Genomic DNA, 15733 nt, shown 5'->3' with positions numbered 1-15733 from the left:
TCAATAGGAAATTACTCTCAAAATTAAAATCAAAAAAATCAAGGTTTTGGCTTACAGTTCTTCAATTGTGCCGGTATTAAGGGTAGAATTTGAAGCACCAATACTTGGCAGTAGACAATACTTTTGTACTAAAATCTGATCTTTAAAAACTCTATAGGAATTCTTAATCGCTGAAACATCCTCGCTTAAATGGCGATTACGTTACGATTTCGCTTAGTTGTTTTCCTTAATGTTCCGGTTGGTTTTTGGATATCATTTTTGCAAAGTCGTTTATTTCCCTTTTTTTTTACAAAATATTGACATATAATTTTTAAAGAGGATTGAAAATTCACAATTTTCAATGAACCTTCCATATTTTTTTTACGTAACTAACACCTAAAAATTGTAAAATTTTATTAATCTTTCCTAAATCATTATTTTATAAACAATATGAAAAAAGCAATGTTTGTTTTGGCCATCCTGTATTTTTTTTGTTTTACAGGTTTGGCAAATGCCCAGGAAAAAGGGAAATTCCGGATTGGCTTGGATTTAGGCTACACCGTTCCAAGTGCAGGTGGGGGCGGGATTTTATATTATTTAGAACCCAAGTACAATATTAAAGAAAATATGAATATTGGCTTGAGGATTGGCGGTGCCACCATGGCAAGAGATGTAGTTTATATCCAATCAACAGATGATGCGACAGGAAAACTTTCTGCCAACGGCATTATTGCCTTGACCTATGATTATTATTTCAAGAAGCCAGGGAGCAATTTTGCACCATTTATTGGAGCTGGGCTTGGTTGGGCACGTTTTGGCAGTTTTGAGGTAGATACAACAATAGATCCAGACGATTATGGGACTTTGTCTACAAATTCAGCTATTGCACCCATGATTAGGGCAGGATTTGAAGCAAGGAAGTTTAGGCTAGGACTAGATTATAATTTTATACCAAAATCTGATTTGGTGAATTTACAGGGGGATGTAATTGGGATAAGTGCCAACAGCTATCTGGGTATCGCCATTGGATTCTATGTTGGTGGCGGTAAATGGAGGAATTAAGTAAAAACATATATAAAATCGGACAAGGCAATCATTAAAGGCATTGCCTTTTCCGATTTTAAAAAATCAATCCCCATTTCAGGGCCAAGCTATTGAAAATGTACTCTTCCCTACGTATAGAATTAAATCCCGGAGGGATGGAGGCATCTCTGAATGAGGAAAAACCGATTTCTTTTGATCCCTCATAAAAGTTTGCTTCCTGCCTTTTGTATCCAATACTCAAGACAGATGCATGTTTTCCCTTTTTGGATTGGCGTCGGATTCCTATGCTCGGGTTCAAAAATAAACCTCCTTCATACCAGGATTCTGTCCACTCTGTTTCTACTCTTTTTTCCAACATGGCTGAGGCAGCCCCCAAGTCCATTCCCGCAAATAAGGTATGTCTTTTCCCTTTGTCCATGAAACCTCTCCAGCCTAAGCCCAATGGCATCAGGGTGAGATTAGGATAGGTATCCACTCCTACCAAAAATCCCGTTGCATGGTATTTATTGATTCTTACTCCGTTCAATGTTTGGAATGAAAAATTGACCCGTGTCGTGTATTCCTCAAAAAGGGTCTTCACCTGCCCGAACGAAGTGCCAAAATCAGTTTGGTTGAAAAAGGTTTTTTCTTGGGAATAGGTTTTTCCTATCAAAGAAAAGAGGACAAGAAAAAGATGCAGGCTTTTTTTCATTTTATTTTTGAAAGTGAAGAACCCTCCAAGGGTTTTGAGCCCGTGGAGCGTTTTAGGAAAAATAAATCAAACAATCACAGGCTTTTTGACCTGAATGCAGCTTAGCGGTTTGAGTTTGGAAGGAGTGGAATAATCAAACTGACAAACGCCGTCCGGGCCGATAACAATCAAGGATTTTGGACCGGGAATGATGTCCACAGACTTCATGGATTTCAAAAATTCAAGCTGATGTTTGTCGATGTTCATCACATCAGCCACATTGAAGCTTTTGAGGCCGTGTTTTCCTTCAGCGATATAGAGGTAATCACCCGCAAGGCCCAACCCATGCGGATTAAGCATGGCATAGGATTTCAGCAGCTTTGGATTGTAAGGATCTTTGATGTCTAAAACCTGCAATTCATTCACTCCCTGACGGCAAAATTCGCCATTGCGGAGCGTCACAAAGGCATAATCTTCATTCACCACTACAGGATCGCATGCCGTGAAATGGGAGTATTCAGCCATTTTTTTCGGATCAGAAGGCGTACTCGCATCATAGATATGCATACCGGTGGTTGAACCGATGAAGAGTTTTTCCTGAAAAGGGAAAATGGTTTCGATTCCCCATCCTAACTCAATGTTTTTGATAAAGGTGGGCTCATCTTCTTTTGTGACATCAAATACCCTCAAACTGTATTGGTCCACTGCATATAAGTGCGCACTCATCAGGGTGAATCTCGCCATGGAACCACCCTGACCATAACTTTGACCCCCTCCTTTGCTACCGGAATCATTAGCAAACGACGAGAACTCCGGTCTTCCCCACCATCCTGCCCAACCCCACATCCTATCGGATTCGCTCGTTAGGACAGTATCTTTCCAAGTGATGATTTGTCCTGTGTCAAAATTTGAATACATGCTTTTGAATACATCTTCTTCCCTTCCTACCATTTTGATACTCCTCACATCACTGATATCAAAAGACAAGAGATCCACGTAATTGTCTGCGTAAAGGATATTGCTGTTTATGGCTAGGTCTACATTGCCCGGAATATTGATAAAATTGAGGTTCTTGGGATCAGCAGGATTGGAGTTGTCGAGTATATGGATTCCCTTTTGGGGTTCATTGATGAATAGGTAATCCTCGTAGATGTAGATTTTGCCTGGGTTATCCAATTCTTTCCCCGGTTCTATGATGATGTCTGCCTCCCTTACAGTACTCATTTGGAGATAAACCGGAATGATGGTTTTATAAGTGTAGGTGTTGGTGACCTCGTCATGACAGGAAGGCAACACCAAAAACATCATAAAGGCCAATACTAGATGGAGACTTTTACCAATAGTGGGATTAGTGTTATTTTTCATAGCGGTAAAATATTTGGTGTAGGAGAAAAACAGTTTGTCAAAAGTTTGTATCCCCTTGACGGTCCATAGTATAATAGTGCTACAATGGGTATTAAAAAAATTGCAGAAATTTTCATTTTCAAAAATAAACTTCGTGTTCGGATCAATGTACAGATTGATGTTTTGCAGCTCACCCTGTCATTTTCCAATCCTACTCCAGTTTTTTAGTCAATTTCCGCTCAAAATTTTCAAGGAGTTTGATGTACTTTTTGGTAATTTTTTCTGCAAACTCGCCTTGAAAATCTTCAGTATAAAGAGGGTTAAATTTGATTCTTTCGATGATCATGTCGAGCCATCCCTTGCCGTCGTCGATCAGTTCTTCATTAAAAGCCTCTACCGTAGTGTCTCTTGAACCTGAAAAAGGTTGTTGCCGGCCTTGTTTTTTGAAGAATTCCACAATGGTTTTCAAGGCTAGTTCGTGCGTCAGTTCAAAAGTACGGATGACCTTTTTTTGCATTTTAGCATCCAAAGGGGCGGTTTTATACAGCCTTACAACTTCTTGCAATTCATCAAGAGCATCCTTGTAGTCGTCAAAGCATTTTTCGCAAGAGGGAGGAGCTATTTTCATAAGTAGTGGTGTCTATTTTGGAGTACAATTCATCTTGTAGATGTGGATTGCAAAACCTTAATTTAGGAAAATTATCTCACATTATAGGACTGCATAAAGGGTTGTCCGCTTGGAGTAATTCCCTCGAGTCTTAACCTTCCGCTGAATTTTTCTAGATATAGGCCAACTTGCTCCGGATTTGTGGCGGGTTCTCCATTGACCATTGTAATTACAAAGCCGTTATTCAATCCAAGATCCCTCAAATATCCACGAGAAATACCGGTGATCTTGATGCCATAATTGATACCGAACTTGTCTTTTTCTATGGTATTGACGGATTCTAACCTTGCTCCAAGCAAGTTGGAAGCGTAATATTCTCTCTTGATGACTCCGGTGGTTCCTTCCAGATTTTGAAGGGTGAGGGTTGCAGTTTTGAGTTCATTTCCACGCTTGAACTGTACACGCACTTTGTCTCCGGGTTTGTAATAGGAAAGGACTTCCTCAAAACTTCCCTTTCCGGTAATGTCAATATTTTCAATCCATGTCACCACATCATTTTTTTGCATGCCGGCTTTTTCTGCTGCACCTTCCCTGACCACGTGTGTCACGATAACTCCATCCAGTGAGGGTAATTTCATGTCCTCGGCGAGTTCGGGAGTGATTTCAACTACTTCCAAACCGGGGATGGCTTTCTGTACTTCACCGTATTTGATCAGGTCATTGGCGATTTTCATCGCAATATCCACCGGCACTGCAAATCCATATCCTGTATAAGAACCCGTCCTAGAAAGAATAGCAGTATTGATACCGACCAATTCTCCATTGATATTGACCAAAGCTCCCCCTGAATTGCCCGGGTTGATGGGGGCATCTGTTTGGATAAAAGACTCCAAAGGAAATTCACCTCCCAAAATATTGATCTGTCTTTCCTTGGCTGAGACAATACCGGCTGTCACTGTTGAAGTCAAGTTGAAGGGATTTCCTACAGCAATCACCCATTCTCCGATTTTGAGGGCACGGCTGCTCCCTAACTGAATTGCGGGTAGATTTGTCGCCTCCACTTTCAATACTGCAATGTCGGTATTCTTATCTGTTCCTATTAGTTTGGCCGGATAGGTTCGTTTTTGATGGACAATTTCGATGGTTTCGGCACGGTCGATGACGTGATTGTTGGTAATGATATACCCGTCAGCACTGATGATTACTCCTGAACCTGTACTGACTCGTTGGGTAGGTTCTGTTCCAAAAAAATAGTCGAACATGCTGTAGCGTCTTTGGTCGGTTCCCGAGAAATTCTTTATAAAGACGACTGAAGGAGTGCTCTTTTCCGAAGCATCTACAAATGAAACAGGCGTGGTAGCACTAGAGGCAGACTCTAATGAATAATTGACATTAAATGATTGATTATCAGAGTTTTCAATTATTTTTTTGTCAGGAAATTTGTACATTGAGCTAAATTCCTGAAAAACCCAAGCCCCTAACAAACCTGCCGTAAAGGCTAAAAGAATTGTCTTTGCATTTTTTATCATAACATCCATAACGAATAGTTGTAACGTTGGGTTAGTCCTTTTGTGACATCTATTGATGACTATACCGATTTATGTGCCAAATTTACCCCTTTTCAAAAAGACTGGAAAATTTGAAGGAAAAGTCCTTTAACCTTGTAATTTTGTCATGTTCAAAAGGGAATTTATCAGACAGATAGACTTTGTCCCTTGCTAATACAAAATGAATTAATGTCAGGAAAAAAGAAGGTAGCCATCCTTGGCTCTACAGGAAGTATAGGGACACAGACCCTCGAGGTCATCCGATCACACGCCGAAAAATTTCAAGTTGAGGTCCTGACTGCCCAAAATAACGCAGATTTATTGATCAATCAGGCTGTTGAGTTTCAGCCCAACTGTGTGGTAATAGCTAATGAGGGGCTATATGAAAAGGTAAGAGATGCATTGCTCCCTTTGGGAATCAAGGTTTTTGCCGGAGAAAAAGCTTTGGCCGACGTCGTCACCATGGCGACCATCGATATTGTGCTGACCGCCCTTGTCGGTTATTCTGGATTGATTCCTACTATGAATGCAATCGAGGCAGGAAAAGCAATTGCTCTCGCTAACAAAGAAACTTTGGTAGTAGCTGGTGAATTGGTGACTAAATTGGCTCGGGAAAAAGGAGTGAATATTTATCCGGTTGATTCCGAACATTCTGCAATTTTTCAATGTTTGGTAGGGGAGTTTCATAATCCAATCGAGAAAATTATTCTGACTGCCTCAGGAGGACCATTTAGAGGAAAAGACAGGTTGTTTTTGGAATCTGTGACTAAAGCCCAAGCTTTAAAACATCCCAATTGGGATATGGGAGCGAAGATTACTATTGATTCTGCTTCTTTGATGAACAAAGGACTAGAGGTAATCGAAGCCAAATGGTTGTTTGGCCTCAGGAAAGACCAAATTGAAGTAGTAGTTCATCCCCAATCTATTATCCATTCCCTGATTCAATTTGAAGATGGAAGCATTAAAGCACAACTTGGCTTACCTGATATGCGTATTCCTATTCAGTTTGCATTGAGCTACCCAGACAGGCTAAAGGCAGATTTTCCAAGATTTGATTTTGCTAAATATCCTAACCTGACTTTCGAGAAACCGGATGTTTCAACATTCCGTAATCTTGCTTTGGCATTTGAAGCACTGGAAAGAGGAGGAAATGCACCTTGTATACTAAATGCTGCCAATGAGATCGTTGTGGCTGCATTTTTGAGGGAACAAATCGGATTTCTTGAAATGTCGGATATCATCGCAGAGGTAATGATAAAGTCGGATTTTGTCAGGAATCCAACATTGGAAGATTATGTAAATACGGACAAAATGTCCCGTATGCTCACGGAAGATTTAATTAAGAGTAAAGTATAATGGATACACTGATCATGGTTGCCCAATTGATTTTGGGTTTGTCAATATTAGTAGGCCTTCACGAGTTAGGCCACTTGCTTACTGCCAAAATGTTTGGCATGAGGGTGGAGAAATTCTCCATCGGATTTCCCCCCAAAATTATTGGATTCCAATGGGGCGAGACAGAATATTCCATAGGAGCTATTCCTTTGGGAGGATTTGTCAAAATTTCGGGAATGGTCGATGAGTCCATGGACACCGAGCAGCTTTCCTCTGAACCTCAGCCTTGGGAATTTCGCTCTAAGCCTGCATGGCAGCGATTGATCGTCATGCTTGGTGGAATTATAGTAAATGTCGTGACAGGGATCATCATTTTTGTGGTTTTGGTTTACCAAAGAGGGGAAACTTACTATTCAAGGGACCAAGTTATCCAAAACGGCATTGTTGCCTTGGAAATCGGAAAGCAGATCGGTTTTCAGGATGGAGATAGGATTTTGGATGTCAATGGATTGCCATATGAGAGCATCAATGAATTAAGCGGTGGAGAGACATTACTAAGTAGTGGTGGTTATTACACCGTTGACCGCGGGGGTGAGATCATCAAGATTGATATTCCAAGAGGCTTTATCAATTCATTCAATAGTGAACAGGCAATGTCTAGCTTTATCAACATCAGGGTGCCTTTTGATGTAAGAGAAGTCTCGCCAAATACTACCGCCGAAAAAATCGGGTTGAAAGCAGGAGACAAAATTTTAGGGGTCAATGGCGTGCAGATCGCCTATTTCAATGATTTGCAAAGTTCCCTTGCTGAGTTGAAGGGCAAAGAAGCCACTATATTGGTAGAAAGAAATGGGCAAACATTGGAAAAAACAGCCCAGATTTCCGAGGAAGGCACTATCGGAATAGCAGTTAACCCTTTACTAGAGCCAGTTGTCAAAAAATATGGAATTGCACAGTCTATCACCAAGGGCACGCAGCGTGCTTTTGGCGTGGTGATCGTCAATGCCAAAGCCCTAGGCAAGATGTTTACTGGGGAAGTTTCTGCCAAAAACGTAAGCGGACCAATAGGTATGGCAAAAATTTATGGCAACAGTTGGGATTGGGTCAAATTCTGGAGCATCACTGGTTTGATTTCCATGATTCTGGCTTTCATGAATCTATTGCCCATTCCTGCGTTAGACGGTGGACATGTAATGTTTCTACTTTATGAGATGGTTTCGGGTCAAGCACCTTCTGATAAGTTTTTGGAAAATGCACAGAAAGTTGGTATGGTCCTTCTCCTAGCATTGATGGTTTTTGCCATTGGAAATGACATCCTGAAGTTATTTACAGGGCCTTAGTTTATTCAAAATTCAAGATTTCAAAGGGGATGAAAATTTTTTTCATCCCCTTTTTATTTTTTACAATTATTTCGACTATGTTTATAAGATTTAAAAAAAATTATGAAAAAAATAATCAGCCTTTTCCTCCTGATGGCTTCTTTGAATTTCATCAGCACTCTTTGTTTTGCTCAAAATGACAAAAAGGATTATGTTGTTGATTTATCTGGTGAGATTATCTCCGGGGAGGTACAAAAGCCTTTAGACCCCCGAAGATATAAGGTTTTGGAATTTTCAGCAGAAGGAATTTTAGATACCATATTCAAGCCTGAAGATATCAAGGGATTTGGGCTTGCCAATGGTGCAAGATATAGATCCGCAAATCACCCCAATACTGGTGAAATGTTTTTTTTTGAAGAGATTATTGTTGGGGAAAAGAGTTTTTTAAAGTATAATGACCAGCTGTTTATAGAACTTGAAGAGGGGCTGAAAAGACTTGAATTCAAGCAAAATAAAGAAGTAAATATGAGGCAGGTTAAGACTGAATCATTTGGATATATAGGTCTTTTGGCCTATGGGCTTGGAACAGGTATGGAATACGAATTTGTTGAAAAAATAAGGAATGTTCCACCCAAAAAAAATGCGATTAAAGAGTTATTTAGGGAATATCACGAATTGAATGGTTATGAATATGAAGAGTTTGGGGCAGACTATCCTTTTCTTAAAATCAGTCCTAATGTAGGAGTAGGATATTACCGAATGTTTCAAGACGTAAACGGCACTTATTCCTCAACGGGGGAAGTTAATAGTTCTATAGGGGTCAATGCCTTATTGGATTTTCATTTGATCAGGGATGCACCGAGGGTTTTTATAACCTCAGGTCTTGTTATTCAAAAATTCCAAGCCACTATGAATATTGATTTTCCTGTAATGGGAGGTCGTTTTATTCTCTTTGAGGACTATGAACTTAACAGTATTGGCATTCCTTTGTTGTTCAATTATTATTTGATGGGGAACAATCGCTTTAAAGTTCATTCCGGGATAGGAATGAATTACAGAATACTGAATAAAACCACCAATGAAATCGTAGCTGATGCAAGAAGAAGTAATGGATCACTTATTGAATCATTTGATCCCCAATACCTAGATGTTGGCAATAACATTGGATTGCTTGTTAGATTAGGTGTGACCAGAAGTATAACTTCAAAAATGGCATTGGTTTTAGAAGGGCAAGTCCATAGAATGTCCCGATATGGAGAGATTTTTGCAAGTGCACCTTCTGTCCAAGCTTCAGGTCACTACAAATATTCTTTGTATGGTTACTCTCTAAATATTGCAGTTAAATTTTAGCAGTGCTTATGTTTGTGAAGTAATCTGCAAAAATCCGACTTATTTATTTACTCATATCCTACCAATTTCTGCCAATTTTGTACAGAAAATACCCTTGGCATTTTCATTGATTTTGAAAGAAGAACCTTCTTAAAATGAAGGTTCTTCTTTATTTTGTTAATTTCTTGAGAGCTTTTATGTCATACAGTTCTATATGAAGAATTTTGAAAATCAATTATATCAATCAAAGATCCTAATTTCTATGAACCTCTCGCTCATTTCCCTACTCGATGGTGGCCATGTAATGTTTCTAATTTGTGAAATGGTTCAGGTCAGGCACCTTCTGATAAGTTTTTGAATAATGTCCATAAAGTGGGGATGGTGTTACTTCTTGCACTGATGGTCTCTGCGATAGGGAATAGCGTCCTGAAGTATTTACAGGGCCTTAATTTGGCTAAAAATCAAAGTTTCAAAGGGGATGAAAATTTATTTTTTCCCCTTATTTATTAATATTATTTTTTTGGGTATCATTGTTAGGTTAATTGTCTAATTGCCCTTTTATGAGAAAAAGCCTCTCCTTAATTTTATTTTTGGCATTATGTCTTTTTTCATTTGTACAATACTCCAATGCCCAATCTGGGGATTATATTATCACCATCGAAGGATCCAAAGTGAGTGGGAAATTTGAAAAGAAATTTGACCATGAATCTTATGATAATATCCGTTTTTCAAAACCTGGTGAAAAGTCAAAAACGCTGTCGCCGACTGATATAGCAGGATTTGGTTTTGATAATGGGTGGTTTTATATGGCCAAAAAATTACCTGGGAGAAATGAAGTTGAATTTGTTCAGGTTTTGATTACAGGAAAACTCACCTTGCTCCGAAGCAGAAATATTTTTTATATCGACACGGGTTCTGAAATTGTGGAGCTTGTGGCACGCTACGAGAAGGAGGAAATAAATGGGAGGCAATTCAGCGAATTCAAAAGACCCTACATTGCTACCCTGAATATGTTGGTGGCTGGAGATTGTACCGATGAGTTATATCAGGATATTTTCAATTCAAATTATGAGGAATTTAATTTCATCTCAATATTGTCAAAATACCACCTATGCGAAAATCTTGAATATGAAATTCATTTTAAAAAGGAGCCTTTTGTTAAGATTTCTCCTGTGCTTTCAGCAGGGATATCTTCTATAGCCCTATCCCCAGCTATCATAACGGGCAACAGAAAGGACGCTTTTGAAACTAGTTTATTCCCTATTTTCCAGATAGGTGTCAAAACCCATCAGTTCAGGAAATGGCCAAGATTGTCAATGGATGTCTCTATTGTTTTCATGAATCAGGACAATACGGTGATTTCGGAATATGTTTCCACAGAGCAATACATGACCGCCACAGAAACATATTCCGCAAGGACGATTACCGTTCCTGCTACTATCAATTTTACTTGGATCAGGTTGGGGAATATAGATTCCTATGTTGGATTTGGTGTCGCCTCGAATTATAGTACTATCGAAAGTGAATTTTCAATTATCGATCAGACATTGAATTCCAACGGGATCACAACACTCTATGAGGAGCCGTTGACGGAATTCAAGAGGAGGTTTGTCAGCCCGATCGGCAAAATTGGGAGTATCATCAATCTGAGCAATAGGATTGGATTGGTGGCGGAATTTCAGATCAGTCAAAATCCTGAAATGATGAGTGTAAGTCTCCCTTTCAATGTGGTTATTTACGATAGATTGGTCAGTTCATTCCTTATTGGTTTACGTTTTTAATTTGAGGAGATTATGAAAGCAAGAGTTTTATCAATATTGGTTTTGACAGTTTCATTTTTCTATTCCTGTCAAAAAGAAGAGGATGTCAAACCCGCAACGAATCCGAGGTTTAGTGTGGCTGAAATTCAAGAAACCAATACCCAAGGTATTTCTGTAGCGGCAAATGTTTTTGATTATGGGTCAGATGAGATTATTGAATATGGCTTTGCAGTATCAGCATTTCCAGAACCCAAAATCCAACCGTTGAGTGTTACAAAGATGTTGGGAAAACCTGAATTATTTTTTCAAATGGTTATCACCACCATACTTAAGAAAGATGTAAATTATTGGGTAGCTGCCTACATAAAAACAAATAAAAATATTGTTTATTCACAACCGGTTTCTTTTGTCAGCACCGGTTCAGGAGGATTTTTTGTTGAAAAAATTAATTTTAACAATGAGGTTTATTTTGGGGACACTGTGGAGGTGATTGGGAATAATTTCAGTTCTGGTATTTCTGCAAAAAATGTAAAAATAGCTGTGTATGAAGCTGAGATAATTTCCGGTAGTGAAACACATCTGAAGTTTATAATACCAAGTGAATTAGTAGCATTAATCAATACTAAAACCACAGAATTGTCAATATTCATTTCAGATACTGAGATCCAAAGAGAGTTTAAAAGGGTTTTTGTTTTTAAGGATCCAATCTTTGATGTCAAAAATATTAGAAATGTTAATTTTCGCGACCTATACCAAATCACAGGCAAATATTTTTTCAGTTCAGACCTGATAGTGAAGCTCAGTGGCATACCTGTTTCGCCGACTACGATAGAGGATAATATTATAGAAATCCCTGTTTACAGTTTATCAAGTGCCATCCAAAACCCAAATGTAACAGTTGAAATCAGAGGAAAGGAATTTGCACTTGGGCAGTTATTTTTATTGAACCCAACCCAATTAGATCCAAATCAGTCGGTGGTAATAGATTTTGGACAACCGGTAATTTTTCGGGGAAATAATTTCGGGCCTGATTTAGAGGGATTCAACAAGCTTTTCGATGAATTTGGAAATGAATATCCATTTCAGACTGTCTCAATTGAGGAAAATTCAATGGAAATAATTTTTGACCATAACAAAATATATCCTGATAGGATAGGCAAATTATTTGTCCAAAATTTTGGTATTAACACAACCAATTCAATGGATTTCAAGATTCAAAGCCCATTTTTATTGAAAGGATATATAAATAATGAATTTAATCCTAATAGTTTGGATGGGGTTACAATAGACAACAAAGGTTATTTTATGGCAAACAATAAAATTTGTTTTATTGATTTCAATAATGATTTTCAATTTCAAGAAATCACGACATTACCTTCAGATTATAATTTCTATTCTTTTTTAAAATCATTTCACGGGAAAATTTATTTTGGTTCGGGTGAGGATGAAATGGGAAATGATGTAAGGTCATTTTACAGTTTTGATCCTTTTTCAAATCAAGTAGTCAAGCTGGCTGATTTACCCGAGTATTTGGGTAATCCGATTTCAATTTTTCCTTTGAATAAAAATATTATTTTCGAAGGGAATTATTATCGGATTTCACTAGAAGATCAAGGGAATACCCAAGCGAGATATAGTTACAGTATTGAAAATAATACATGGGAAAAAATTGATGATAAGTCGTTTCCCGGGTTTTTTGGAAGAAATCCCCGTGACTATGTTTTTCAGAAAGGTGGGGAGATTTTTGCTATTCAGCCGAGGGATTACCTTACAGACAAAATTTTAAAAAGGCTCGATAAAACAACTTTGGAATGGATTCCTGAGGGTCAGATTTCTCTTAAGGGAACTTTGACTTATAAAGAGCCGATTGTCTTCAATGATATGTTGTATTTAGTAATGGATCAAACTTTTCATAGGCTAAATTTAACTAGTTATGATTTTGAAAGACTCTTACCTTTGTATTCGAACCCTTTGATTTATAGTGTTAATGGTTTTACTTTCCCAAATGGAAACGTTGCTTTCTATATTTGGGATGGAAGAATAGTGGAATTCAATCCTTCTCTCCTTGATTAACCTGCCAATTTGTACTTAAAATATCCTTGGCATATTCATTGATTTTAATATAAGAACCCTCTTAATTTGAAGGTTCTTCTTTATTTTAATATTTACTTGACAGCTTGTCTGTCATATTGTCCTTTATGAACAATTTTGAAAACCAATTATATCAATCGATGATAACAGGTGACTATGCCGGCGAAGGCGACTTGATACAGCTGATCGCTGACGACGAAGACGAAAGTCTACAGCAGCCGGAGAATTTTTCCACTGATATCCCGATTCTTTCAGTTCGTAATACAGTGTTGTTTCCGGGAGTTGTCATTCCAATTACCGTCGGAAGGCAGCGTTCTATCAAACTTGTCAAAAAAGCCCAGAAAGGAGATAAACTCATCGGAGTCTGTGCTCAGATCAATGCCCAAAACGACGATCCTTCTTGGGACGATATATATCATGTCGGTACTTTGGCCAAGATCATCAAAATGATCATTCTTCCTGATGGCAATACTACTATCATCATTCAGGGTAAAAAAAGGTTTCAAATCACTGAAACCATTACCGAGGATCCATATTTTATGGCCAAAGTAGAATACCTGGAAGAAAATTTTCCCAAAAACAGTAAAAAAATCAAGGCCTTGGAGGAATCTTTGAAAGATTCTGCAGCCAAGATTTTGCATCTCAATCCTGAGATTCCTAGAGAAGCACAAGTGGCACTAGACAACATAGACAATACCGCTTTTCTTACCCATTTTCTTTCTTCCAACATCAATGCTCCGGTGGAAGCCAAGCAAAAACTATTGGAAATCAATGACGGTGTAGAAAGGGCAACGCTTTTGTTGGAATTTATGATGAAGGACATTCAGATGCTCGAACTCAAAAGTGAGATCCAAAAGAAAGTCCATACAGACATAGACCAGCAGCAGAGGGATTATTTTCTCCGACAGCAGATGAAAGTTCTTCAAACAGAGCTTGGGGAAGAAGGTCCGGAAAAAGAAGTCGAAGAGCTCCGTACAAAAGGGCTTTTGAAAAAATGGCCAAAGGAAGTTGCTAGGCATTTTGAAAAAGAACTTGATAAGATACTTAGAATCAACCCTTCTGCTGCAGAATATCCCATCGCATTGAATTATGCAGAGACTTTGGTTGAGCTCCCTTGGAATGAAACGACAGAAGATAACTTTGACCTCAAAAGAGCCAAGGCTATTTTGGACAAAGACCATCACGGAATTGAAAAAGTCAAGGATAGGATCATAGAATACCTAGCAGTATTAAAACTCAAGAAAGACCTCAAAGGACCTATATTGTGTCTTTATGGACCTCCGGGAGTAGGTAAAACCTCTTTGGGTAAATCCATTGCAACGGCACTTGGAAGGAAATATATCAGAATGTCGCTAGGTGGACTTCACGATGAAGCTGAAATTCGGGGCCATAGAAAAACCTACGTTGGCGCTATGCCCGGCAAGATTATTCAGAACATGAAGAAAGTCAAATATTCCAATCCTGTATATGTATTGGATGAGATTGACAAATTGAGTTCGGACTTTAGAGGTGATCCTTCTTCCGCTTTTTTGGAAGTTTTAGACCCTGAACAAAACAGTACTTTTGTTGACAATTATTTGGAAGTGGAGTACGACCTTTCCAAGGTTTTGTTTATTGCCACAGCCAACTCATTGGACACCATTCAGCCTGCACTTAGGGACAGAATGGAGATCATTGAAGTGACGGGGTATACCCTCGAAGAGAAAATTGAGATAGCCAAAAAGCATCTTATTCCAAAACAGCGTCAAGAACATGGTCTAAAGGCGAAGGATATCTCTTTTGACAGGGCTGCAATTGGTAAAATTATAGAAGACTACACCAGAGAATCCGGTGTAAGGAATCTAGAGAGGGCGATTGGGAAAGTGGTCAGAAACCTTGCAAAATCCATCGCCATGGAGGAAGAATATGATAAAAAAATCACTACTGGTATGGTGAGGAAGATATTGGGAGGAGAGGTTTTTGATAAGGAAATGTATCAGGACAATAGTACTGCAGGTGTCGTTACTGGTTTAGCCTGGACATCTGTAGGTGGTGAAATACTCTTCGTTGAAACTTCATTGAGCAAAGGAAAAGGTAAGCTGACCTTATCAGGTCAATTGGGTGAAGTAATGAAAGAATCTGCTATGACAGCACTTTCCTATCTTAAATCAAAAGCGGATAAATTGGGAATTGATGACCGCCTGTTTGATTATTATGACCTTCACATTCACGTCCCTGCCGGTGCGGTGCCTAAGGACGGGCCTTCTGCAGGGATCACAATGCTGACAGCTATGGCATCCATTTTTACCCAAAGGAAAGTAAAATCTAAGGTGGCCATGACAGGTGAGATAACTCTACGTGGCAAAGTTATGCCTGTGGGTGGAATTAAAGAAAAAATTCTTGCAGCAAAAAGAGCAGGAATCAAAGAAATAATTCTTTGTAAAAATAATAAAAGAGACATCGAGGAAATCGATAATGAATATATCAAAGGAGTAGAGTTCCATTTTGTAGACAAGGTCGAAGAAGTACTGGGAATAGCCCTGATGAAATACAAAGTTGATGATCCTATGGTCTTTTCCTTTCCTAAAGAATCCGAAAATAACAGGCATATAGCCTGATGGGATTGTAATCTGAAGCAATGGAGTAGATTTATCCTAATTACCATTTTTGGCGGATTTGACTCGTACTAATCAGCCAAAAATCATACGTTCTTCCTACATCAAAATGTA

The 15733-nt window shown here is 38.7% G+C and carries 11 protein-coding genes and 1 pseudogene; 8 read left to right on the top strand and 4 right to left on the bottom strand.

What is annotated here, in order from left to right; translation table 11 throughout:
• Positions 1-429: 429 nt before the first annotated feature.
• Positions 430-1041: a hypothetical protein gene (locus MMU07_RS17950; RefSeq protein WP_241127961.1), complete on the top strand. Its 612-nt coding sequence runs from the start codon at positions 430-432 to the stop codon at positions 1039-1041.
• A 58-nt stretch (positions 1042-1099) separates the two neighbouring features.
• On the opposite strand, the gene MMU07_RS17945 is transcribed toward MMU07_RS17950, so the two are convergent.
• The 4 genes from MMU07_RS17945 to MMU07_RS17930 form a co-directional block, all read right to left on the bottom strand.
• Complete coding sequence (locus MMU07_RS17945) at positions 1100-1714, bottom strand: hypothetical protein (RefSeq protein ID WP_241127959.1); 615 nt, start codon at positions 1712-1714, stop codon at positions 1100-1102.
• Positions 1715-1780: 66 nt separating this feature from the next.
• Positions 1781-3058, bottom strand: a complete 1278-nt coding sequence (locus tag MMU07_RS17940; RefSeq protein WP_241127958.1) for an LVIVD repeat-containing protein — start codon at positions 3056-3058, stop codon at positions 1781-1783.
• A 190-nt stretch (positions 3059-3248) separates the two neighbouring features.
• Complete coding sequence (locus MMU07_RS17935; RefSeq protein WP_241127956.1) at positions 3249-3665, bottom strand: nucleotidyltransferase substrate binding protein; 417 nt, start codon at positions 3663-3665, stop codon at positions 3249-3251.
• Positions 3666-3736: 71 nt separating this feature from the next.
• Positions 3737-5182, bottom strand: a complete 1446-nt coding sequence (locus MMU07_RS17930) for a trypsin-like peptidase domain-containing protein (protein WP_241127954.1) — start codon at positions 5180-5182, stop codon at positions 3737-3739.
• Positions 5183-5380: 198 nt separating this feature from the next.
• On the opposite strand from MMU07_RS17930, the gene MMU07_RS17925 reads away from it, so the two are divergent.
• From MMU07_RS17925 to lon, 7 genes and pseudogenes are all read left to right on the top strand, one after another.
• Positions 5381-6547, top strand: a complete 1167-nt coding sequence (locus tag MMU07_RS17925; RefSeq protein ID WP_241127952.1) for a 1-deoxy-D-xylulose-5-phosphate reductoisomerase — start codon at positions 5381-5383, stop codon at positions 6545-6547.
• On the top strand, positions 6547-7866 hold the full coding sequence (gene rseP / locus MMU07_RS17920; RefSeq protein WP_241127950.1) for an RIP metalloprotease RseP: 1320 nt from the start codon (positions 6547-6549) through the stop codon (positions 7864-7866). The genes MMU07_RS17925 and rseP overlap by 1 nt, the downstream gene beginning before the upstream one ends.
• Before the next feature lie 102 nt (positions 7867-7968).
• Positions 7969-9195, top strand: a complete 1227-nt coding sequence (locus MMU07_RS17915) for a hypothetical protein (protein ID WP_241127948.1) — start codon at positions 7969-7971, stop codon at positions 9193-9195.
• A 223-nt stretch (positions 9196-9418) separates the two neighbouring features.
• Positions 9419-9618, top strand: a pseudogene (locus MMU07_RS17910) (site-2 protease family protein); the annotation flags it as partial.
• Positions 9619-9734: 116 nt separating this feature from the next.
• Complete coding sequence (locus tag MMU07_RS17905) at positions 9735-10955, top strand: hypothetical protein (RefSeq protein WP_241127946.1); 1221 nt, start codon at positions 9735-9737, stop codon at positions 10953-10955.
• A 12-nt stretch (positions 10956-10967) separates the two neighbouring features.
• On the top strand, positions 10968-13007 hold the full coding sequence (locus tag MMU07_RS17900; protein WP_241127944.1) for a Kelch repeat-containing protein: 2040 nt from the start codon (positions 10968-10970) through the stop codon (positions 13005-13007).
• Between the two features lie 125 nt (positions 13008-13132).
• Positions 13133-15622, top strand: coding sequence for an endopeptidase La (lon, locus tag MMU07_RS17895; RefSeq protein ID WP_241127942.1), 2490 nt, complete (start codon positions 13133-13135; stop codon positions 15620-15622).
• Positions 15623-15733 lie beyond the last annotated feature (111 nt).

Origin of the sequence: Cognataquiflexum nitidum, assembly GCF_022538055.1 — a bacterium.
In the GTDB taxonomy this organism is placed as follows: domain Bacteria; phylum Bacteroidota; class Bacteroidia; order Cytophagales; family Cyclobacteriaceae; genus Cognataquiflexum; species Cognataquiflexum nitidum.
This window is presented reverse-complemented; position numbering and strand designations above follow the sequence as displayed.

What these genes read in the sequence shown, in the direction of transcription:
- MMU07_RS17950 (WP_241127961.1), top strand. Translation starts at nt 430, where the DNA reads ATGAAAAAAGCAATGTTTGTTTTGGCCATCCTGTATTTTTTTTGTTTT.
- MMU07_RS17945 (WP_241127959.1), bottom strand. Translation starts at nt 1,714, where the DNA reads ATGAAAAAAAGCCTGCATCTTTTTCTTGTCCTCTTTTCTTTGATAGGA.
- MMU07_RS17940 (WP_241127958.1), bottom strand. Translation starts at nt 3,058, where the DNA reads ATGAAAAATAACACTAATCCCACTATTGGTAAAAGTCTCCATCTAGTA.
- MMU07_RS17935 (WP_241127956.1), bottom strand. Translation starts at nt 3,665, where the DNA reads ATGAAAATAGCTCCTCCCTCTTGCGAAAAATGCTTTGACGACTACAAG.
- MMU07_RS17930 (WP_241127954.1), bottom strand. Translation starts at nt 5,182, where the DNA reads ATGGATGTTATGATAAAAAATGCAAAGACAATTCTTTTAGCCTTTACG.
- MMU07_RS17925 (WP_241127952.1), top strand. Translation starts at nt 5,381, where the DNA reads ATGTCAGGAAAAAAGAAGGTAGCCATCCTTGGCTCTACAGGAAGTATA.
- rseP (WP_241127950.1), top strand. Translation starts at nt 6,547, where the DNA reads ATGGATACACTGATCATGGTTGCCCAATTGATTTTGGGTTTGTCAATA.
- MMU07_RS17915 (WP_241127948.1), top strand. Translation starts at nt 7,969, where the DNA reads ATGAAAAAAATAATCAGCCTTTTCCTCCTGATGGCTTCTTTGAATTTC.
- MMU07_RS17905 (WP_241127946.1), top strand. Translation starts at nt 9,735, where the DNA reads ATGAGAAAAAGCCTCTCCTTAATTTTATTTTTGGCATTATGTCTTTTT.
- MMU07_RS17900 (WP_241127944.1), top strand. Translation starts at nt 10,968, where the DNA reads ATGAAAGCAAGAGTTTTATCAATATTGGTTTTGACAGTTTCATTTTTC.
- lon (WP_241127942.1), top strand. Translation starts at nt 13,133, where the DNA reads ATGAACAATTTTGAAAACCAATTATATCAATCGATGATAACAGGTGAC.